Annotated in this window: 11 protein-coding genes, 1 tRNA gene and 2 rRNA genes (1 of these 14 cut by a window edge); 6 read left to right on the top strand and 8 right to left on the bottom strand. The window is 65.7% G+C overall.

Going from position 1 to position 21,406, the window contains the following annotated elements; genetic code table 11:
* From P0084_RS06585 to P0084_RS06570, 4 genes are all read left to right on the top strand, one after another.
* Positions 1-2,787 (top strand): 23S ribosomal RNA (locus tag P0084_RS06585); it begins 40 nt to the left of the window's first position.
* Positions 2,788-2,867: 80 nt separating this feature from the next.
* A 5S ribosomal RNA gene (rrf, locus tag P0084_RS06580) occupies positions 2,868-2,982 on the top strand.
* 61 nt (positions 2,983-3,043) lie between these two features.
* Positions 3,044-3,120, top strand: a tRNA-Met gene (locus P0084_RS06575).
* 540 nt (positions 3,121-3,660) lie between these two features.
* Positions 3,661-6,159, top strand: coding sequence for a GcvT family protein (locus P0084_RS06570; protein WP_308916026.1), 2,499 nt, complete (start codon positions 3,661-3,663; stop codon positions 6,157-6,159).
* Positions 6,160-7,043: 884 nt separating this feature from the next.
* On the opposite strand, the gene P0084_RS06565 is transcribed toward P0084_RS06570, so the two are convergent.
* The 8 genes from P0084_RS06565 to xdhA form a co-directional block, all read right to left on the bottom strand.
* A complete protein-coding gene (locus P0084_RS06565) occupies positions 7,044-7,664 on the bottom strand; it encodes a DUF938 domain-containing protein (RefSeq protein WP_308916025.1) in 621 nt (206 codons plus the stop codon).
* Between the two features lie 274 nt (positions 7,665-7,938).
* Positions 7,939-9,030, bottom strand: coding sequence for a BMP family ABC transporter substrate-binding protein (locus P0084_RS06560; protein WP_308916024.1), 1,092 nt, complete (start codon positions 9,028-9,030; stop codon positions 7,939-7,941).
* A 32-nt stretch (positions 9,031-9,062) separates the two neighbouring features.
* Entirely contained in the window at positions 9,063-9,986 is a 924-nt protein-coding gene (locus P0084_RS06555; RefSeq protein WP_308916023.1) for an ABC transporter permease, read from the bottom strand.
* Positions 9,987-10,017: 31 nt separating this feature from the next.
* Entirely contained in the window at positions 10,018-11,103 is a 1,086-nt protein-coding gene (locus P0084_RS06550; protein ID WP_308916022.1) for an ABC transporter permease, read from the bottom strand.
* Positions 11,100-12,617, bottom strand: coding sequence for an ABC transporter ATP-binding protein (locus P0084_RS06545; protein ID WP_308916021.1), 1,518 nt, complete (start codon positions 12,615-12,617; stop codon positions 11,100-11,102). Before P0084_RS06545 ends, P0084_RS06550 begins: the two co-directional genes overlap by 4 nt.
* Positions 12,618-12,656: 39 nt before the next feature.
* Positions 12,657-13,502 carry a xanthine dehydrogenase accessory protein XdhC gene (gene xdhC / locus P0084_RS06540; RefSeq protein ID WP_308916020.1) on the bottom strand — a complete coding sequence of 282 codons (846 nt, stop codon included), beginning with the start codon at positions 13,500-13,502 and terminating at the stop codon, positions 12,657-12,659.
* Positions 13,499-15,817, bottom strand: a complete 2,319-nt coding sequence (gene xdhB / locus P0084_RS06535; protein ID WP_308916019.1) for a xanthine dehydrogenase molybdopterin binding subunit — start codon at positions 15,815-15,817, stop codon at positions 13,499-13,501. The genes xdhC and xdhB overlap by 4 nt, the downstream gene beginning before the upstream one ends.
* Positions 15,814-17,190, bottom strand: coding sequence for a xanthine dehydrogenase small subunit (gene xdhA, locus P0084_RS06530; protein WP_308916018.1), 1,377 nt, complete (start codon positions 17,188-17,190; stop codon positions 15,814-15,816). Before xdhA ends, xdhB begins: the two co-directional genes overlap by 4 nt.
* 166 nt (positions 17,191-17,356) lie before the next feature.
* Here xdhA and P0084_RS06525 point away from each other — a divergent pair, with 166 nt between their 5' ends.
* Complete coding sequence (locus tag P0084_RS06525; protein WP_308916017.1) at positions 17,357-17,770, top strand: hypothetical protein; 414 nt, start codon at positions 17,357-17,359, stop codon at positions 17,768-17,770.
* 102 nt (positions 17,771-17,872) lie between these two features.
* Positions 17,873-21,394 (top strand): DNA polymerase III subunit alpha, encoded by a 3,522-nt coding sequence (dnaE, locus tag P0084_RS06520; RefSeq protein WP_308916016.1) that lies wholly within the window; start codon positions 17,873-17,875, stop codon positions 21,392-21,394.
* Positions 21,395-21,406 lie beyond the last annotated feature (12 nt).

Genomic DNA, 21,406 nt, shown 5'->3' with positions numbered 1-21,406 from the left:
TAAGAGGCGATGAAGGACGTGATACTCTGCGATAAGTCGCGGTGAGCCGAGAATAGGCTTTGACCCGCGAATTTCCGAATGGGGCAACCCACCTGACAGTACCCTGTTGTCTGCACATGCAGTCGACAGGATGCTGAACCAGGTATTCTTTACCTGAATACATAGGGTTTAGAAAGCAAACCCGGGGAATTGAAACATCTAAGTACCCGGAGGAAAGGAAATCAACTGATACTCCCCTAGTAGCGGCGAGCGAACGGGGACCAGCCAAGCCGTGATTGTGGTCAGAACCAGTTGGGAAGCTGGGCCAGAGCGGGTGATAGCCCCGTATGAGAAGCATGATCGGATATATCAAGTAGGGCGGGACACGTGAAATCCTGTCTGAAGATCGGGGGACCACCCTCGAAGGCTAAGTACTCCTTACTGACCGATAGCGAACCAGTACCGTGAGGGAAAGGTGAAAAGCACCCCGACGAGGGGAGTGAAACAGTACCTGAAACCGAACGCCTACAAGCAGTCGGAGGCTCCTTACGAGCTGACGGCGTACCTTTTGTATAATGGGTCATCGACTTGGTCTCACGAGCAAGCTTAAGCCGATAGGTGTAGGCGCAGCGAAAGCGAGTCTTAATAGGGCGACTTAGTTCGTGGGATCAGACCCGAAACCGAGTGATCTAGGCATGACCAGGTTGAAGGTTGGGTAACACCAACTGGAGGACCGAACCCACACCTGTTGAAAAAGGTCGGGATGAGTTGTGCCTAGGGGTGAAAGGCCAATCAAACTCGGAGATAGCTGGTTCTCCGCGAAATCTATTTAGGTAGAGCGTCATCTGAATACCCCGGGGGGTAGAGCACTGGATGGGTAATGGGGCCCCACAGGCTTACTGATCCTAACCAAACTCCGAATACCCGGGAGTACTAGATGGCAGACAGACGGCGGATGCTAACGTCCGTCGTCGAGAGGGAAACAACCCTGACCTCCGGCTAAGGCCCCCAATTCATGGCTAAGTGGGAAAGCAGGTGGGACGACCAAAACAACCAGGAGGTTGGCTTAGAAGCAGCCATCCTTTAAAGATAGCGTAACAGCTCACTGGTCTAAACAAGTTGTCCTGCGGCGAAGATGTAACGGGGCTCAAGCCATGAGCCGAAGCCGAGGATGCCGTAAGGCATGGTAGCGGAGCGTAGTGTGACACAACGCTTTGCCTCTTGCGTACCTTCGGGTGCGTCGGAGGCGCGGCGTTTTCGATGAAGCCGGGGCGTGAGCCATCCGGTGGAGAGATCACTAGCGAGAATGATGACATGAGTAGCGACAAACAGGGTGAGAGACCCTGTCGCCGAAAGTCCAAGGGTTCCTGCTTAAAGCTAATCTGAGCAGGGTGAGCCGACCCCTAAGGCGAGGCCGAAAGGCGTAGTCGATGGGAATCAGGTTAATATTCCTGAGCCAGTAGGACGTGACGGATTGCAAGTGTCGTTCGACCTTATCGGATTGGTCGGGCGGCTGAGCGGTTCCTGGAAATAGCCCTACGTGAGATCGTACCCTAAACCAACACAGGTGGACTGGTAGAGAATACCAAGGCGCTTGAGAGAACGATGTTGAAGGAACTCGGCAAAATACCTCCGTAAGTTCGCGAGAAGGAGGCCCAGTTTCTAGGCAACTAGTGGCTGGGGGCACAAACCAGGGGGTGGCGACTGTTTACTAAAAACACAGGGCTCTGCGAAGTCGCAAGACGACGTATAGGGTCTGACGCCTGCCCGGTGCCGGAAGGTTAAAAGGAGGAGTGCAAGCTCTGAATTGAAGCCCCGGTAAACGGCGGCCGTAACTATAACGGTCCTAAGGTAGCGAAATTCCTTGTCGGGTAAGTTCCGACCTGCACGAATGGCGTAACGACTTCCCCGCTGTCTCCAACATCGACTCAGCGAAATTGAATTGCCTGTCAAGATGCAGGCTACCCGCGGTTAGACGGAAAGACCCCGTGCACCTTTACTACAGCTTCAGACTGGCATCAGGCCAAGCATGTGCAGGATAGGTGGTAGGCTTCGAAGCGGGGACGCCAGTCCTCGTGGAGCCACCCTTGAGATACCACCCTTGCTTCGCTTGATGTCTAACCGCGGACCGTGATCCGGTTCCGGAACCCTCTGTGGCGGGTAGTTTGACTGGGGCGGTCGCCTCCTAAATCGTAACGGAGGCGCGCGAAGGTTGGCTCAGAGCGGTCGGACATCGCTCGTTGAGTGCAATGGCATAAGCCAGCCTGACTGCGAGACTGACAAGTCGAGCAGAGTCGAAAGACGGCCATAGTGATCCGGTGGTCCCAAGTGGGAGGGCCATCGCTCAACGGATAAAAGGTACGCCGGGGATAACAGGCTGATGGTGCCCAAGAGTCCATATCGACGGCACCGTTTGGCACCTCGATGTCGGCTCATCTCATCCTGGGGCTGGAGCAGGTCCCAAGGGTACGGCTGTTCGCCGTTTAAAGAGGTACGTGAGCTGGGTTTAGAACGTCGTGAGACAGTTCGGTCCCTATCTGCCGTGGGTGTAGGATACTTGAGAGGAGTTGCCCCTAGTACGAGAGGACCGGGGTGAACGGACCACTGGTGGACCTGTTGTCGTGCCAACGGCAGTGCAGGGTAGCTATGTCCGGATAGGATAACCGCTGAAGGCATCTAAGCGGGAAGCCCCCCTCGAAACAAGGTATCCCTGAGGACCGTGGTAGACCACCACGTCGATAGGCCGGAGATGTAAGCCGTGTGAGCGGCTCAGTTGACCGGTACTAATTGTCCGATAGGCTTGACCCGATCCAGTGGAAGGCAGGTTCTTCCGGTGGACGAAGCATACGCCGCGTGTGCTTGACTTGGATGTTCGGACCTTTCCTCGGTTTGGTGATCATAGCGCGAGCAAAACACCCGATCCCATCTCGAACTCGGTCGTTAAGTGCCGTTGCGCCGATGGTACTGCGTCTTAAGGCGTGGGAGAGTAGGTCATCGCCAAACCTAGGAAGGGTCCGGTCGTGTATCTCTATGGCGATGCAAATTCCGTGACGAACGGAACTGTCGCGGGGTGGAGCAGCCCGGTAGCTCGTCAGGCTCATAACCTGAAGGTCGTAGGTTCAAATCCTACCCCCGCAACCAACTCATAGTTTTGATTACGCCGACAGCAGTAGGCGATAGCGATTCCATCGCTAACCGTCTGTACGCGACGAACGATTGTGCTGCGGACAGTCAGCAGAATGACGCGTGATATGTGTTTAGTCACATCCGGCCTCTAGTCATTTGTCTTTTCCTCAAACGTGCGAGACCAGTTCGTTCGATAAAACGGGGTCTCGTTACGGATTTGTTGTGCGTATAGGCGTACGAAGCAGGTCAGTTCGGTATGTGGAGCTTGCGGAGAAGAAATAATTGCTGCGTGGTCGTGGCAGACGCTCGATCTTCGAAGAACGCCCTTACGTTCTGGCATTACATGCTGACCGCTGCGAAATCGGCAGCTCGTATAGATCCGTATCATGGCGATGATCGTCGGATGGAGCTATCGCCCCATCGGTTGCGCCATGCCGAGCAACGAGGGACTGCCGTACCCAAGGTCGTATTCTTCCCGCAGCCTGTCGCGCCCGACCTGTCCTAATACCCCCATCCATTGCACGATCCTGTCGCGGACACTGAAGGGGATCTGCGATGAAGACCCATGTCGACGCTTTGGTCGTGGGCGGCGGGGCCGTTGGAACCAGCATCGCGTATCACCTGGGTAAGGCGGGCTTGGGTGATGTCCTGTTGCTGGAACGGGACGAACTGACGGCAGGTTCGACTTGGCATGCCGCCGGCCTACTGCCGTTGTTCAACATGTCCTATGCGACGAGTCACATCCACGCGCGATCGGTCGAATTCTACAAGGCCCTGGAAGCCGAAACCGGATTGAACCCGGGGTTCAGCGTCGTGGGAAACCTGCGCATGGCCCAGACCGACGATCGCATGGACGAGTACGCGCTCTACGCCGCCACCGCCGAAACGATCGGCATTCCACACGAATGGCTCACCCCCGCGCAGATCAAGGACCGCTATCCTTTGGTTTGGACCGAGGATTTGAAGGGTGCGATCCTCCACCCCACGGATGGATACATTAATCCGGCCGACGTCACGATGGCGATGGCGAAGGGTGCCCGTCAGTGCGGGGTGACGATCGAACGCAAATGGCAGGTCGATGGGTATCGTTGGACTGGTAACGATTGGGAGGTGACCTGCACCAAGATGGCCGATCGAGGCGGCAACCTCGTTCCCACGTCGGAGCAGGCGATCGTGCGTGCGCATCACGTCGTGACCGCCACCGGCAACCATGCCCAGCGCACCGCACGGCTGCTCGGGATCAAGATCCCCGCAGTCGTGGTGGAGCACCAGTATGTCGTAACGGAGCCCGACCCGGCGCTGTTGGAATGGCGCTGGGACAATCCGGAACATCCCGTACTGCGCGATGCCGACGCCAAGTGGTACGTCCGCGAGGAACGAGGCGGCTGGATCCTCGGCCCATACGAGCAGAATGCGCCCGCACGCTTCCCCTATGGTGTACCCGACGGCTTTCGCGCCGATTTGTTTCCCCTCGACCTCGATCGGATCGAGGAGGAATACATGTCGTTCATCCACCGCATACCGTCCTCCGAGCATGCGGGTCTGAAGGACGATTTCAACGGTCCCATCTGCTATACCCCGGACGGGAATCCATTGGTCGGTCCCGCGCCGGGGCTTCGAAACATGTGGCTAGCGGAGGGGTTCAGCTTTGGCATCACCGCAGCCGGTGGGACGGGGCACTATCTCGCGCAGATGATCACGGCGGGGGAGGCCGAGATCGACATGGCGTCGTTGGATCCCCGACGCTACGGCGACTGGATCACGACGGAATACGCCTGTCGCAAGAACGAGGAATGCTACGACCACGTCTTCGTCCTGCATCATCCGGACGAGGAACGTCCCGCCGCACGCCCCCTGAAGACCGCCCCCTGTTACGACCGCATGAAGGACGCAGGTGCACAGTTCGGGTGCGTGAACGGGTGGGAGCGGCCGAACTACTTCGCGCCGGGCGCCGCGGCTGACTTCGACCTGACGTCCCGCAGCTTTCGTCGCGGTGCATGGTGGCGACATACGCGGGACGAAGCGACGGCTATTCGCGAACGGGCCGGGCTGATCGATGCGACCGCCTTCACCAAGCACAAGCTGCGAGGGCCGGGGGCGGCTGCGTTCCTCGATTGGTTCACGACGAACAGGCTGCCGAAGGTCGGGCGCATCAATCTGACCTATGCGTTGACGCCGACTGGCACGACACGGACCGAGTACACGATCGTCCGACTGGCCGAGGATCTGTTCTATCTGATTTCCGCCGGGGCCTGGCAGGCCTACGACAGCGACTATCTGACCAAGGCCGTGAACGACAACGTCGAACGGTTCGGCCCGATGCACCTGGACGATTGCACCGGGGCGCATGGGGTCTTCGCCCTGGCCGGCCCCAACAGTCGCGCCATCCTCGCCGATCTGATCCGCGATGCGGATCCCGATACGGCCCTGTCGAACGAGCGGTTTCCCTGGCTGTCGCAACGTCGGATCGAGTTGCTGATGTGTCCGGTGAACGCAATCCGCGTGGCCTATACCGGCGAGCTGGGGTGGGAACTGCATCACCCGATGGAGATGCAGAACTATCTGTTCGATCGATTGATGGAGGCCGGCGAGGTACATGGCCTGTCCCTGGTCGGCGCACGCGCGCAGAACTGGCTCCGACAGGAGAAGTCGTACCGTGCCTTCGGCACCGAACTGGGCCGGGACGCCACGCCCCTGGAGGCCGGACTCGATAGATTCGTGGATCCGTCGAAGGACTTCCTAGGCAAGGACGCGATGCGGGCCCATGGCATTCGCTCGAAGTGCGTCACCCTGCTGATCGACGGTCCCTCCGACGCTGACCCCTGGGGGCGGGAGGCACTGTACGACGCAGCGGGCACACGGGTCGGCAGGCTGACCTCCGGCGGTCATTCGGTTACGTTCGGAAAGTCGATCGGAATGGGTTACGTCCGCCCCGACCTGGCGAACCCGGGGACCCGCCTGCAGGTACGGATGCAACGCGATCTATGGCCGGCGGAGGTGACGATCGACTCACCTCATGATCCATCGAACGCTCGTATCCGTGCGGACACGTGATGCTGCCCTGACGGCGATGGGGGTCGGGGTCATCCTGTTTGCCATGGCCGCCTGGACGATGCGTCCCGTCTCCTCGCACGCCGTTTCGATCGTTGGAGACGGCGCTCCCACGCTGGCCGACCGAATACCCGGCATGTCGGTCGTTCCGGACGTGCATGGTCCGCCTCTGCGCGTCGTCCTGCTGCGTCGCTGGCAGGGGATGGAGCATGTCCCACGCATCGCCCGAAAGTGCCGGTCGCGGTGCATGGGCGATACGGACATCGTGGTCCTTCGTCACCCGGGACCATGGGGGCGTCGGACGATCCTGGTGGCGAACTTGAACCGAACGGCGGCAGCGGATGCCCTGGATCAGGGGCATGCGCCCCCGCGGGAGGCATTCGATTGCATCACGCGTCTGGTCGCCGACCCCGATGGGCGACCGGTTTCCTGCCTCGAAACGCGGATCGACTGGGCTTGGGTCCTCCCGTTCGGGTTATGATGCGTTCGTCGAGAACCGCTGCGGACTGCGTCATGCATTCGGTCCGACCGATCGCCATCCCGGGATCGTGTATTCGGATATGTAAACGTCCCGACGGTCGCCGGCTGTGGAATGGCAGCGTGAGGTAGTCGTTCCGGACCGGCCGGTTCACGCGCGGGCGACCTATTGCGCGACCAGAAAGTCCGCCGGCGGACGAGGGCGACGCAAACCGGTCCTGGAATCGGCGGCGCGCTGGAACGGGTCGTCCCGGGGTGACGTATCCTCCGTCTGCGTCGATCCCGACAGGTTCATGATCCGGGATGGCCATCATCGGTCGTCTCCTCCGATCGCGGATCGCACGGCGCGCGGACTTCGATCGGTGCGACTCTCTGGATGGGCAGACGGCGTCCATTTCCCTCGTAAGAATCTAAGGTCTCGGATCGTGACGGGCCAACACCAGGAGGTTGTTCGCCGGCATCGGAACTCGTCGCACGGACAGGCCGAGCGTACCTAGGACGGTTTCGACCATGGCCACGTCCTTCAAGCCGATGGCGGGATCCTGTTCGCGTAGGGCAGCATCGAAGGCATCGTCCGATGGGCTGACGGGGCCGCCGTCGCGCAGGAACGGACCGTAGAATGCCAGAAGACCGCCCCGATCCAACGCCTTCGCGGCCTCATCCAGCAATACGGCCAATTCCGCATCCGAGATCAGGTGCAAGACGTTCGCAGCATAGATCGCCTGAGCTCGCAGGCCGTCCGCCCAACGGGGCACGCCGGCATCTAGGTCACGGGCTGGCCGCACGTTCGGCAGATCGTGGCATCGCGCATCGATCGCCGCACGTCGGTCCGGTTCCGGATCGGTCGGATGGAACGTCATATGCGGCGCGGCGGCGGCCAGGGCCTGGACATGCTGCCCCGTACCCGATCCCAGTTCCAGGAACGCACCACGCTCCGGCAGTTCGGGAACCAGCGCGTCCATGATGGGGATCAGGTTACGCTCCGCCGCGGGGGCGGTCATGGTTCCGTCCGACGCGGCGGCCAGTGTCATCGTGCCCGTATGGACTCGTGTCATCGCACACCGACCGTCCTGAGTGCGTGGGTATCCCGACACGACACGGCCTGGACGGTTCCGATGTAGCGCATGCAGCGTTCTGCCTCGGCTGGGGGCCGGGCGGCCCGGTCGGCGCCCTTGTCACACGGGGACGGGGCGCCGCTCAAGCATCATGGATGGGATCGGCGATGGGATCGGCGGTTTTTCCCGTACGGCATGCCGACGGGGTCGGCCCGACCGCCCTCACAGGGCGACCGGGCCTGACGGATGATCAATTGGGGATCTGTCCCGTCACACCTTCGACGTAGAAGTCCATCGTCGCCAAGGTCGCGTCGTCGGCGACCTCGCCCTCGGCCAGCCATGGGGTGCCGTCCTGCCGGTTGATGGGCCCGGTGAAGGGGTGGTACTCGCCCTCGGTGATCCGCGCGACCATGTCCTCGGCTTCCGCCTTGACCTCTGCCGGGACGGCGTCCGTGATCTCGCCGATGACGACCTCGCCTTCCGGCATGCCTCCCCAATGGGCCGTCTGCTCCCAGGTGCCGTCGATCACCGCCTGCACGCGTTCGATGTAGTAGGGGGACCATTCGTCGATGATGCTGGCCACGCGCGGCGTCGGCTTGAACTCGGCCATGTCCGACGCCTGGCCGAAGGTGAAGACCCGTCCCCCGTTGGCGTTCGCCTCCTCGGCGGCAGATTGGGGTGCGGTCGAGTCGGTGTGCTGCAGGATGACGTCGACCCCCTGGTCTATCATGGCCCGCGCGGCGTCCGCCTCCTTCGAGGGATCGAACCAGGTATAGACCCAGGTGACGACCATCTCGACGTCCGGGTTGACCTTCTGCGCGTGCAAGAACGACGAGTTGATTCCCTGGATCACCTCCGGAATGGGGAAGGACGCGATGTAGCCGATCTTGTTCGTTTCCGTCAGGTTGCCGGCGATGTGGCCCGTGACGGCCCGTCCCTCGTAGAAGCGGGCGTCGTAGGTGCTGACGTTCGGATGTTCCCGCATGAAGCCGGTCGCGTGTTCGAACTTCACGTCCGGGAACCTGGCGGCGACGGCATTGGTCGCGGGTCCGTATCCGAACGACGTGGTGAAGATCAGGTCGGCGCCCTGCAGCGCCATCTGCGTGATGACCCGTTCGGCGTCGGCACCTTCGGGGACCAGTTCCTGGTACACGGTTTCGACGGCATCGCCGAATTCCTCCTCCACGGCCAAGCGGCCCTGGTCGTGCTGATACGTCCATCCGCCGTCGCCGATCGGGCCGACATAGACGAAGCCGACCTTTACCGGCTCGTGCCCGTCGGCGAGGGCGGAGCCGGCCAGGCCCAGGGCAAGTACGGTCGATAGGATAGTCTTCGAGGTCATATGTCGTCTCCCGTTGCGTCTGTTTCTTGGGGTCATGCGGATGCGTGAAAGGGTCGCCCCAGATCGGCCGGGGCCTCGCCGCCGCGATGGCGCCGGCGGGATATCAGCACGAGCACGAGGATCGTGACAAGGTAGGGCGACGCAGACAGGAGCTCGATGGGCAGCTCGGCCCCCGCCGCCTGGAGGTTCAGCTGCAGGACCGATATCCCGCCGAACAGATAGGCACCGACCAGGACCCGCCCCGGACGCCACGCACCGAAGACGACGATGGCGAGCGCGATCCATCCCGCCCCGGCGGTCATCCCGTCGCTCCATTGCGGAACGCGGACGATCGACAGATACGCCCCGCCCAGCCCTGCACAGGCCCCGCCGAAGCCGATGGCGGCCAGTCGGATGGCGCGCACGGGGTATCCCAACGCATGGGCCGACGCCGCGTTTTCGCCCACCGAGCGCAGCACCAACCCCGCGCGGCTGCGGAACAGGAACAGGTTCAGGACGATGACCAGCCCGAGCGACAGGTACACCACCAGGTCGTGCCGGAACACAGCCCTGCCCAGGAACGGAAGGTCCGCCAGCGGACCCAGGTCCATTCGCCCCAGGCCGGGGCCCTTCAGGCCGACCCAGCCCTGCCCCAGCAGCGATGCCAACCCCAGGCCGAACAGCGTCAAGGCCAAGCCGGTGGCGACTTGGTTGCTGACCAACCCCTGCGTCAGGACGCCGAAGATCAGGGCCAGGGCGGCGCCCGCCAGGATCGCCGCACCGAACCCTGCCCAAGCGTTGCCTGCGCCATAGGCTGCGATGAAACCGCTGACGGCACCGACGATCATCATGCCCTCGACGCCCAGGTTGAGGACGCCGGCACGCTCGACCACCATTTCACCCAACGCAGCCAGCAGGATGGGTGTGGACGCCACCATCAAGGCGGCAATCAGCAGGGCGGGGTCGATGCCGTTCATGGCACCGCCCGTCCGATGGATCCGGTACCGGTCACGCGGCGACCCCCCTGGGACGCCAGCGCAGGCGGAAATGCGTCAGCACGTCCACGGCCAGGAGGAAGAACAGCAGCATCCCCTGGAACGCCGAGATCGCGGCCACCGGCAGGCCCAACGATGTCGCGGCGTTGTCGCCTCCCACGTAGGTGAGCGCCATCAGCAGTCCCGCGAGCAGGATGCCGATCGGGTGCAGCCGACCCAGGAACGCGACGATGATCGCGGTGAACCCGTATCCGGATGCGAAGTCGATGCTGATCTGCCCGGCGGGACCCGTCACCTCGAACAGACCTGCCATGCCTGCCAGGCCCCCCGACACGGCGAAGCAGAAGACGATCAGCCGTCCTCCGTTCACGCCCGCGAAGGCCGCAGCCCGCGGGGCCGCCCCGGTCAGGCGGATGTGGAACCCGGTGATGTGGCGGGTCAGCAGGACATGTGCTGCGACGACGGCGAACAGCGCAGCCGCCACGCCCCAATGCGCGCCGGTCCCGGCGATCAGTTCGGGGTTCGCGCTGCTGCCCCAACGCGACAGGTCACGCGAACCGGGGAAGCCCACCGCGTCGGGGTTGCGCAGCCATCCCACGGCGGCCGAAGCCAACAGGTTCTCCGCCACATAAACCAGCATCAGCGATACAAGGATCTCGTTGGTGCCGAAGCGGACGCGCAGCAATGCGGGAATCATCGCCCACGCGATGCCGCCCGCGGCGCCCGCGGCGATCATCATGGGAAGGATCAGCCGCGAGTCGGCGGGATAGAAAGCCAGCCCCGCCGCCGCGCCCGCCAGGGCACCCACGATATACTGACCCTCCGCGCCGATGTTCCAGACGCCTGCCCGGAAGCCCAGGGCCAGTCCGACCGCGATCAGGATCAGGGGGGCTGCCTTGATCAGAAGTTGACCACGAAAGAAGAAGGCGAATTCGCCGAACAGGGGGTCCCAAAAGATGGCCCGCAGCGCCGCGAACGGGTCGTTGCCCAGTGCGGCGAACATCAGGCCCCCCGCCACCAGCGTCAGCGCGACGGCCAGGACGGGCGACAGGCCCTGCCATGCGGTGGACGGCGCAGGGCGACGTTCCAGCACGATCACGCGACGGCCGCCTCGGGCATCGGCCCGCCCGCAGCGCCGCCCAGCATCAGGCCGATCCGTTCCACCGTCAGCTCGGCGGTGGGGACGGGGTCGGACAACCGCCCCTCGTTCAGCGCGACGAAACGATCGGATACTTCGAGCAACTCGTCGAGATCCTGGCTGATTACGACCACCGCGGTCCCTTGCGCTGCCAAGTCGACCAGAGCCTGCCGTATGGCGGCGGCCGCCGCGGCGTCGACCCCCCAGGTGGGCTGGTTGACGGCGAAGACGTCCGGCTTCTGCGCGATCTCCCGACCGACGACGAACTTCTGGAGGTTGCCCCCGGACAGGCTGCGCGCGGCGGCATGGGGGCCGGACGTGCGGACGTCGAAGGACCGGATCACCCCGGCCGCGGCGATCGCCGCCCGCTTCCAGTCGATCAGCCCGCCCCGGACCAGCCCCATGCGTCGCGCGCCCGTGACGATCGTGTTCTCGGTCAGGGTCATGTCGGGGGCGGCGGCGTGGCCCAACCTTTCCTCTGGCGCGGTGGACAGACCCAGGGTGCGGCGCGCCGTGGGACCCAGGCGCGACACGTCGCGATCGCCCAACCGGACGCACCCGATGCGGCTGCGGACCTCGCCCGACAGGATCGACAGCAATTCGTCCTGACCGTTGCCCGCGACGCCACCGACGCCCAGGACCTCCCCCGCGCGGACCTCGAACGACACGGCACGCAGCGCGACGCCGAACGGGCTGGCGGGCGGCTGGTCGAGCACGTCGACCGCCAGCGCCGTGGCACCGACGTCGCGCTTGCGCAGCTGCGGCGTGGCGAGCGTACCACCGACCATGCGCTCCGCCAGTTCGCGTGACGACGTCGTGCGCGGGTCGCATTCGTCCACCAAGCGCCCACCACGCAGGATGGTGGCGCGGCTGCACAGGGCACGGATCTCGTCCAGCTTGTGGCTGATGTACAGGACCGCCGTGCCGTGCGCAGACAGCTTGCGCAGAGTCGCGAACAGGATCTGCGCCTCCTGCGGGGTCAGCACGCTGGTGGGTTCGTCCATGATCAGCAGACGCGGGTCCTGCAGCAGGCAACGCACGATCTCCACCCGCTGGCGTTCTCCCGCGGACAGGTCGCCGACGCGCGCGTCGGGATCCAGTGGCAGGCCATAGTCCCGCGATACCGTCCGTATGCGCTCCGACAGGTCGCGCTGACGGACCCGTTCGGTCATGCCCAGACCTACGTTCTCGGCCACCGTAAGTGCATCGAAGAGCGAGAAATGCTGGAACACCATCGTCACGCCCGCGGCCCGCGCGGCCCGTGGATCGTCGGGGGCGTAGGGTTCGCCGTCGAGGAGCATGCGTCCCTCGTCCGGCCGGACGAGACCGTAGACCGCCTTGACCAAGGTGGACTTGCCGGCGCCGTTCTCGCCCAACAGCGCATGAAGGCTGCCGGCGGCGATCTGGAACGAGACGTCGTCGTTCGCGACGACGCCGGGATACCGCTTGGTCAGGCCTTCGATCGACAACAGCATCGCCGGCTATATTTCCGCAAGGACGGTTTTACATAGCCGTCAGGCCGACAATAGACACCGAACGACGCCGACGGCAATGGCCTGTGGATGCTTCCCCAGTTTCGGGTCACCGATGGGACACGCGATCCGATCCACGGCGTCGACGGAATGTCCCATGGCGACGAGGCGCTTGCGGAAGCGCGCCCATTTCGTCGCCGATCCGATCAGGCCGCATGATCCGAACCCCCGTGTCAGGGCGGCATGGCACAGGCCGAAGTCCAGATCGTGGCTATGCGTCAGGATCAGATGGTCCGCGTCCGCCGGTGCGTGGGGCATCGCCTGCGGTGGATCGATGGCGATCAGGCGGTCGGGTGCGTCCCCTTCGGGAAACCGATCGGCCGCCATGTCGATCCAGGTCACCGCGAAGCCCGGCAACGGCGACAGGACGTCCACGATCGCCCGACCGACATGGCCCGCACCCCAGATCCAGACGTGCCGATGGGGTCGCGCCGCATCGTCGACCATCCAGCCGTCCTGCCATCCGATCGTTCCGTCTGGCGGAGGGGGGGCGTTCCCTTCCAGGCGCCGTGCCCAGGGCAGGGGCGGCACGGCATCGAGGCGTTCGATCACCAAGGTGGTCGATCCGCCGCAGCACTGCCCCAACGCGGGCCCGAGGGCCAAGCGCTCGACGCGGGCGGTGCCGCTGCGCAGCACGTCGCGCGCCATCGCCATCGCGCGCCATTCCAGGGCGCCTCCGCCGATCGTGCCGTCGCTGCCGCCGTCCCAGACCAGCATCTCGGTGCCCGCGCCGCGGGGGACGGACCCCCGGGCCTGCGCCACGACGATACGGGCGACCGGGCCGTGCCGGTCCAGCGCGCGGGCGAGCCGCGTGACGTCCAAGCTCATGACGTTCCGTTCAGCGCCCGCAGCATCCGTTCCGGCGTGGCGGGGGCGTCCAGATGAGCATATCGACCCGTCCTTTGCGTCACCGCATCCGACAAGGCCAGGAACACCCCGATCCCGTGCATGAACGGCGGCTCGCCCACGGCCTTGGACCGATAGATCGTGTCCTGCCGGTTCGACCCGTCCCACAGATCGACGTTGAACACGGGCGGCACGTCGGAGGCGCAGGGGATCTTGTAGGTGCTGGGCGCGTGGGTGCGCAGGCGGCCGCGATCGTCCCAGACCAGTTCCTCCACGGTCAGCCAGCCCGCGCCCTGCACGAAGCCGCCCTCGATCTGGCCGCGGTCCAGGGCGGGGTTCAGGGAATTGCCCGCATCGTGCAGGATGTCGGTCCGCAGGATGCGGTACTCGCCCGTGAATCGGTCGACCGCGACCTCCGAACACGATGCGCCGTATGCGTAGTAGTAGAATGGTCGGCCCTGCCCCTTGTCGCGGTCCCAGCGGATGTCGGGCGTGGCGTAGAAGCCCGTGGCCGACAATGATATGCGGGCGGCATAGGCCTGAGCGTCGGCGTCGTGGAAGGGGTATTCGGCACCCCCGACGGCGACCGCATCGTCCGCGAAGGTGACGGCGTCGGGGGTGGTCTGGTGCCGTTCGGCCAGGAACGCCCCGATCCGATTTCGTATTTCGTCACAAGCATTTGCGACCGCCATGCCATTTAGATCCGCGCCGCTGGAGGCGGCGGTGGCGGAGGTGTTGGGGACCTTGCCGGTGTCGGTGGCGGTGATGCGGATGCGGGCGGGGTCGCAGCCGAAGCGGTGAGCGGCGATCTGAGCCACCTTGGAATGCAGGCCCTGGCCCATCTCCGTGCCGCCGTGATTGAGGTGGATCGAGCCGTCGGCATAGACGTGGACCAGTGCTCCGGCCTGGTTCAAGTGCGTGAGCGTAAAGGATATTCCGAACTTCACCGGGGTCAGCGCGATGCCGCGCAGGATGTGGTCGGACCCCGCGTTCGCGGCGCGGATAGCGTCGCGGCGGTGGGCGTAGTCGCAGCGTTCCGCCAAGGCGTCGGTCAGCGCGCCCAGGCAGAAATCGTCAACCGGCTGGCCGTAATGGGTGGTGGGGACGACGTCGCCCCGTACGTCGCCCCCTACGTCGTGACGTCCGTCATGACGTCGATCGGGATAGTAGTTCAGCCGTCGCACCGCCAACGGGTCGCGTCCGACGGCGTCCGCCACGTGATCGAGGACGCGCTCGATCCCCAGCATCCCCTGCGGGCCGCCAAAGCCGCGGAAGGCGGTGGCCGACTGCGTGTTCGTCCGCAACCGCCACGATTCGATCCGCATCGCGGGAATGTCGTAGGCATTGTCGGCATGCAGCATCGCCCGGTCGGCGACGGGCAGCGACAGGTCCTGCGCCCAGCCGCATCGGACCCAATGCCGGAACCGGACGCCCAGCACGCGCCCGTCGTCGTCGTGACCCACGTCGTAGCCGATGCGGAAGTCGTGGCGCTTGCCCGTTATGACGAAGTCGTCGTCCCGGTCGTAGCGCATCCGGCAGGCCCGGCCGGTGCGGTCGGCGGCCACGGCGCAGGCGATGGCCAGCGCGTTGCCCTGGCTTTCCTTGCCGCCGAAGCCGCCGCCCATGCGCCGGACCTCCGAGCGGACGGCGTGCATCGGCACGCCCAGGGCATCGGCGACCTTGTGCTGGATCTCCGTCGGGTGCTGCGTGGACGTGATCACGTGGCACGATCCGTCCTCGCCCGGCAGGGCCAAGGCCGCCTGACCTTCGAGGTAGAAGTGTTCCTGGCCCCCGATCTCGATGGTGCCGGACAGGGTGCGGGGCGCGTTCGCCAACGCCGCGTCCACGTCGCCGTCGGACCAGACGCGCGGACCGCCGTCGAACCAGGCTTCCGCTTCCAGCGCATCGTCGATGGTCAGGATGGGCCGCGCCTCCTCCACCTCCGCGACGTGCAGGCGGGCGGCGCGCCGCGCGGCGCGGTGGGAGGTCGCGATCACCAGATAGAGGGGTTGGCCGGCGTATTGGACGTCGCCCGTGCAGAGCAACGGCTCGTCGTGCAGGCTGGGGCTGCAATCGGGCATGGGGTCGAGGTCGTCCGGCGTGATCACGGCGACCACGCCGGGTGCCGTTCGGACGGCTTCGACGTCCAGGGCGGACAATCGGCCCGCCGCGACCTCCGCCACGCCGAAGGCGAGGTGCAGGCAGCCCGCGGGCGCCGGGACGTCGTCGGCATAACGCGCGGCACCCGTCACGTGCAGGATGGCGCTTTCGTGGGGGAGGGGCTTGGCGACGGTCATCGCGCGACCCCCGCCGCGTCCAGGTCCATCACGGACCGGGCCGATCCGGTGCCGAGGCGCATCAGCATCCCACGGCAGGCTGCCAGGCGATAGGCCGCGCTGGCCCGCATGTCCGACAGGGGCTGGAAGTCGTCCGCGAAGCGGTCGGCTGCGGCGCGCAGCACGTCGGCGGTCAATGCCCGCCCTTCCAGCGCAGACTCCACCGCGCGGGCCCGCTTCGGCACGCCGGCCATGCCGCCGAAGGCCACGCGCACGCCCGACAGCACGCCGTCCGTGGTGGGCAGGTTGAACGCCCCGCAGACGGCGCTGATGTCCTGATCAAACCGCTTCGACAGCTTCGCGACGTGCAGGCGGTCCGGCTGGCGCGGGATCGTGACGGCCTCGACGAACTCGCCCGGTCGACGGTCCTGACGCCCGTAATCGAGGAAGAAGTCCTCCAAGGCGATATCGCGACGTTCGCCGCCGCGGCGCAGGTGCAGGCGCGCGCCCAGCGCGATCAGCGGCGGGGGGCTGTCCCCGATGGGCGAGCCATTGGCGATGTTGCCCCCGACCGTGGCCGCGTTGCGCACCTGCACGGACCCGTAGCGGCGCAGCATCTCGGCGAATTGAGGGTGCAGGGGCGCGACCGCATGGCGCAGGCGTTCCATGTCCACCATCGCGCCGATGCGGATGACGTCGGCATCCTGCTCGATGACCTTCAGATCCTCGCATCCCGCGAGGAAGGCGACGTCGCCCAGGTCGCGGAACTGCTTGGTCACCCAAAGGCCCACATCGGTCGCGCCCGCGACCAGCGTGGCGTCGGGGTGATCGACGTACCATTCCGCCAGATCGTTCCCATCGCGGGGGGCGAAGGCGCCAGTTCCCACCATGGCCGGCGTGGCGGGCGGCTCGTCGTGCATGTGGTCGGGAACGGGGGCTTCCGCGGCATCGACGCAGGCGGCCAGGATGGGGGCGTAGCCGGTGCAGCGGCACAGGTTGCCCGCGACCTGGTCGGCATGGTCCGTGGCCCCGGCTAGGTGCGCCGCGGCCATCGTCGTGACGAACCCCGGGGTGCAGAAGCCGCATTGCGACCCATGACGCTCCACCATCGCGGCCTGGACGGGGTGCAGCGTGCCATCGGGGGCGGCGATGCCCTCGACGGTGCGCACGACCTTGCCGTGCAGCTGGGGCAGAAACAGGATGCACGCGTTGAGCGCGCGCACGCCGTCCCGGGACGTGACGACGACGGAACAGGCGCCGCAATCGCCTTCGTTGCACCCTTCCTTGGTGCCGCGAAGGCCGCGATCCTCGCGCAGCCAGTCCAGCAGGGTCAGGGTCGGATCGTCGGTCGCGACGGTGACGTCGTCGCCGTTCAGGCGGAACGTTATCTCCATGGGAATGCAGGCCGCGATACCGGGGTTGCGCCGGACATCCCCCCGATGCGGCGTAGGGGGGCGGCGTTTGAAGGATACTCGGGCCGGCGGCGGGCTTTGGCAAGGGCCGCGGCGTCGCAGGCCACGAGGCTTTGCGTTTCCCGGCCGTCCAGGCTTGTGTGACGCCATGCGACTCGCGAAGATGATCGAAGCCACGACGGAGCACCTGAAGGTGTATCTGTATGCCGGAACGCTGGTGGCGGTCGGCGTGGACGTCGCGGCGAACACGGGCGGTTCGATGGGCGGCGGCATGGGCTCCACGCTGGGACGCCTACCCATGGACATGGCCGATCCGGTCTGGCTGGGGCCCGTGACGCTGGGATTGCAGATGGTGGGCGCGCTTCTGCTGGTGCTGGGGGTCGCGCTCTATGCGGCGAACATCTGGGTGGGCTTCGCCGCATTGCGGGCCTTGCGCTTCCGGTTCGTGGACCGCGGCCTGATGCTGAAGGCCTGCGGCTGGTCGATGGCCTTCGTGTACGTGATCGGCAGCCTGCTGATCGGGGTCGCGGTGAACGCGGTGTACCTTTCGCTGGTGGGTTGAGGGTCGGGGCGTCCCGGCATCCGATGCGGCGGTCGCGCAACGTGATCGCGTATCGCCCCCGGCCGCCTTCTGCCCCCGTTCCCGGCGCGCTATATCGAACGCATGCCCACGCCCCCCAGATTCGTCCATCTGCGCCTGCATACGGAATATTCCCTGCTGGAAGGCGCGATTCGCCTGAAGACGCTGCCGCGCCTGGTGGCCGGGGCGGGCATGCCCGCGGTGGCGGTCACCGACACGAACAACATGTTCGCCGCCCTGGAGGCCGCGAACGGGCTGAAGGCGGCGGGCGTGCAGCCGGTCATGGGATGCCAGGTCGCGGTGATGCACGACCCCGCGCGGCCGGGCGAACGGCCCCGCCGTCCCGCCCCGGTCGTCCTGCTGGCCAAGGACGAGGCCGGATACGAGAACCTGATGCGGCTGAACACCGCCCTCTACATGCATCGCCCGGACATGGAGCCGCAGGTGACGCTGGACGAGCTGGCGGATCACGGCGACGGCCTGATCTGCCTGACGGGCGGCCCGGACGGCGCGGTGGGACGGCTGGTGGCCGCCGGGCAGGAGGCGAAGGCGCGGGCGCTGCTGGACCGCCTGGGGACGATCTTCGGCGACAGGCTCTATGTCGAGCTGCAACGTCACGGCGAAGTCGAACCGACGGAGCGGTTCCACGTGGAGGAAGCCTATGCCCGCGGCATCCCGCTGGTCGCGACGAACGACGTGTATTTCGACCGACCCGAGATGCATGCCGCGCACGACGCGTTCCTGTGCATCGCCGAGGGGGCGTATGTCGATCAGCAGGCGCCGCGGCGGCGCGTGACGGCGCAGCACTATCTGAAGACCCCGGCCGAGATGGCGACCCTGTTCGCCGACCTGCCCGAGGCGCTGGACAGCACCGTCGAGATCGCGCGCCGCTGCGCCTTCGCCGCCTATGGGCGCGACCCGATCCTGCCCCGATTCGCCCAGGACGAGGTCGCGGAGTTGCGGCGGCAGTCGGTGGACGGGCTGAAGGCACGGCTGGCCGTGATCCCCCATGCCGCCCCGGTCGCCGAGTACGAGACGCGGCTGGATTACGAGTTGGGCGTGATCGAGGGAATGGGGTTCCCCGGCTACTTCCTGATCGTGGCCGACTTCATCAAATGGGCCAAGGATCAGTCCATTCCCGTGGGTCCCGGTCGGGGGTCGGGCGCGGGGTCGCTGGTCGCCTATGCGCTGACGATCACGGATCTGGACCCCCTGCGCTACAACCTGCTGTTCGAGCGGTTCCTGAATCCCGACCGCGTCTCGATGCCCGACTTCGACATCGACTTCTGCATGGACCGCCGCGAGGAGGTCATCCGCTACGTCCAGAACAAGTACGGCGCCGACAGGGTCGGTCAGATCATCACCTTCGGCGGCCTGCTGTCGAAGGCCGCCGTGCGCGACGTGGGCCGCGTCCTGGGCATGCCCTATGGCCAGTGCGACCAGTTGTCGAAGATGATCCCCGTCGAGGGGGTGAAGCCCGTCTCCATCACCAAGGCCATGGCGGAGGAGCCGCGCCTGCGCGAGGCCGCCGCCGAAACGGAGCAGGACCGTCGCGAAGGGCGGACCAACCCGGTACGTCGATTGATGGACTATGCCGAGAAGCTGGAAGGATTGCTGCGCAACGCGTCCACCCATGCGGCCGGCGTGGTCATCGGGGACCGGCCGCTGGACCGCCTCGTCCCGATCTACAAGGATCCCCGGTCGGACATGCCGGCCACCCAGTTCAACATGAAGTGGGTCGAGAAGGCGGGCCTGGTCAAGTTCGACTTCCTGGGCCTGAAGACGTTGACGCAGATCCAGAACGCCGTGGATCTGATCCGCGCGCAGGGCCGCGACCTGCACGTCGCCGCAGACGGGCGGGTCATCTACGAGCCGGCGGACGGTACGCTGAACGACGTGAACGCGATCCCCCTGGACGACGAGGGGGCGTACCGCGTCTATGCCTCCGCCTGCACGGTCGCGGTGTTCCAGGTGGAATCGACGGGCATGATGGACGCGCTGCGCCGCATGAAGCCCACCTGCATCGAGGACATCGTGGCGCTGGTGGCGCTGTACCGGCCCGGCCCGATGGAGAACATCCCCAAGTACTGCGAGGTCAAGAACGGCCTGTCCGCGCGCGACCGGCTGCATCCCCTGATCGACGACATCCTGGACGAGACGCAGGGCATCATCGTCTATCAGGAGCAGGTGATGGAGATCGCGCGCAAGATGGCCGGCTATTCGCTGGGCGGCGCGGACCTGCTGCGGCGCGCGATGGGCAAGAAGATCCAGGCGGAGATGGACGCCCAGAAGCCGATCTTCCTGGATGGCTGCGCCGCAAACGGGGTGGGCAAGGACAAGGCGAACGAGGTCTGGGCGCTGCTGGACAAGTTCGCCAACTATGGCTTCAACAAGTCCCATGCCGCGGCCTATGCCGTCGTCAGCTATCAGACCGCTTGGCTGAAGGCGAACCATCCGGTCGAGTTCATGGCCGGCATCATGAACAGCGACATCCACCTGACCGACAAGCTGGCTGTCTATGCGGAGGAGGTCCGAAAGCCGCGCGGTCGGGGTGGGCTGGGCCTGGAGGTCGTGCCGCCCTGCGTGAACCGGTCGGGCGCGCGGTTCGGGGTGCGGGACGGCGCGTTGGTCTATGGGCTGGGCGCGTTGAAGAACGTGGGCGTCGAGGCGATGGAGCTGATCGTCGGGGGGCGGGCGGATCGGCCCTTCGCGACCCTGTTCGACCTGGCCCGACGCGTGGACCTGAAGCTGGTGGGCAAGCGGTCGCTGGAGATGCTGGCCCGTTCGGGCGCGTTCGACCAGCTGGATCCGAACCGGGCGCGGGTGCTGGCCAGCTTGGACCGGCTGACGGGCTATTCCGCCGCCATCCACGACCAGAAGCGCAGCGCGCAGGTCAGCCTTTTCGGCGAGGCGGGCGACGACCTGCGCGAGCCCCGTCTGCCCGAGGTGGACGAATGGCTGCCCACCGAACGTTTGGCGGAGGAGTTCGCCGCCATCGGCTTCTATCTTTCCGGGCACCCCCTGGACGACTACAAGGTCGCGCTGGCGCGCAAGAAGATCCTCACCCTGGCCGAAGTGCAGGAGGCGACGGCGAAGGGGCCGATGGTGGCGCAGATCGGCGTCATCGTGGCCGGCCGGCAGGAGCGCAAGTCGGCCCGCGGCAATCGCTTCGCCTTCGTGCAGGCGTCCGACACGACGGGCAACTTCGAGTTCATGGTGTTCAGCGAGTTGCTGGAAGCCAAGCGCGACCTGCTCGACGCGGGCAGCAAGATCGTCCTGCAGGTCGAGGCCACGCAGGAGGCGGAGCAGCTGAAGCTGCTCGCAAAGGACGTGCGCCCGCTGGACGATGTCGTCGACGCCGCGGTGCAGGCGGGCCTTCGGGTCTTCGTGGACACGCGCGACGCCTTGCCCGCCCTGTCCGGCCTTCTGACCCGCCTGGGCGGAACGGATGGGCCCCGTGGGCGCGGGCCGCTGCACATCTGCCTGCTGGACGACGCGCTGCCCGGCGAGGTCGAGATGGCGCTGCCGGGCCTTTGGCCGGTCAACCCGCAGGTCAAGGGCGCGCTGGCTTCGCTGCCCGGCGTCGCGATGGTCGAGGAGGTCTGACGGGAAGGGCCA

Origin of the sequence: Jannaschia maritima (assembly GCF_030973515.1) — a bacterium.
GTDB lineage: Bacteria > Pseudomonadota > Alphaproteobacteria > Rhodobacterales > Rhodobacteraceae > Jannaschia > Jannaschia maritima.
Note: the sequence above shows the minus strand (reverse complement) of the source record. Positions and strands in the feature narration are given on the sequence as shown.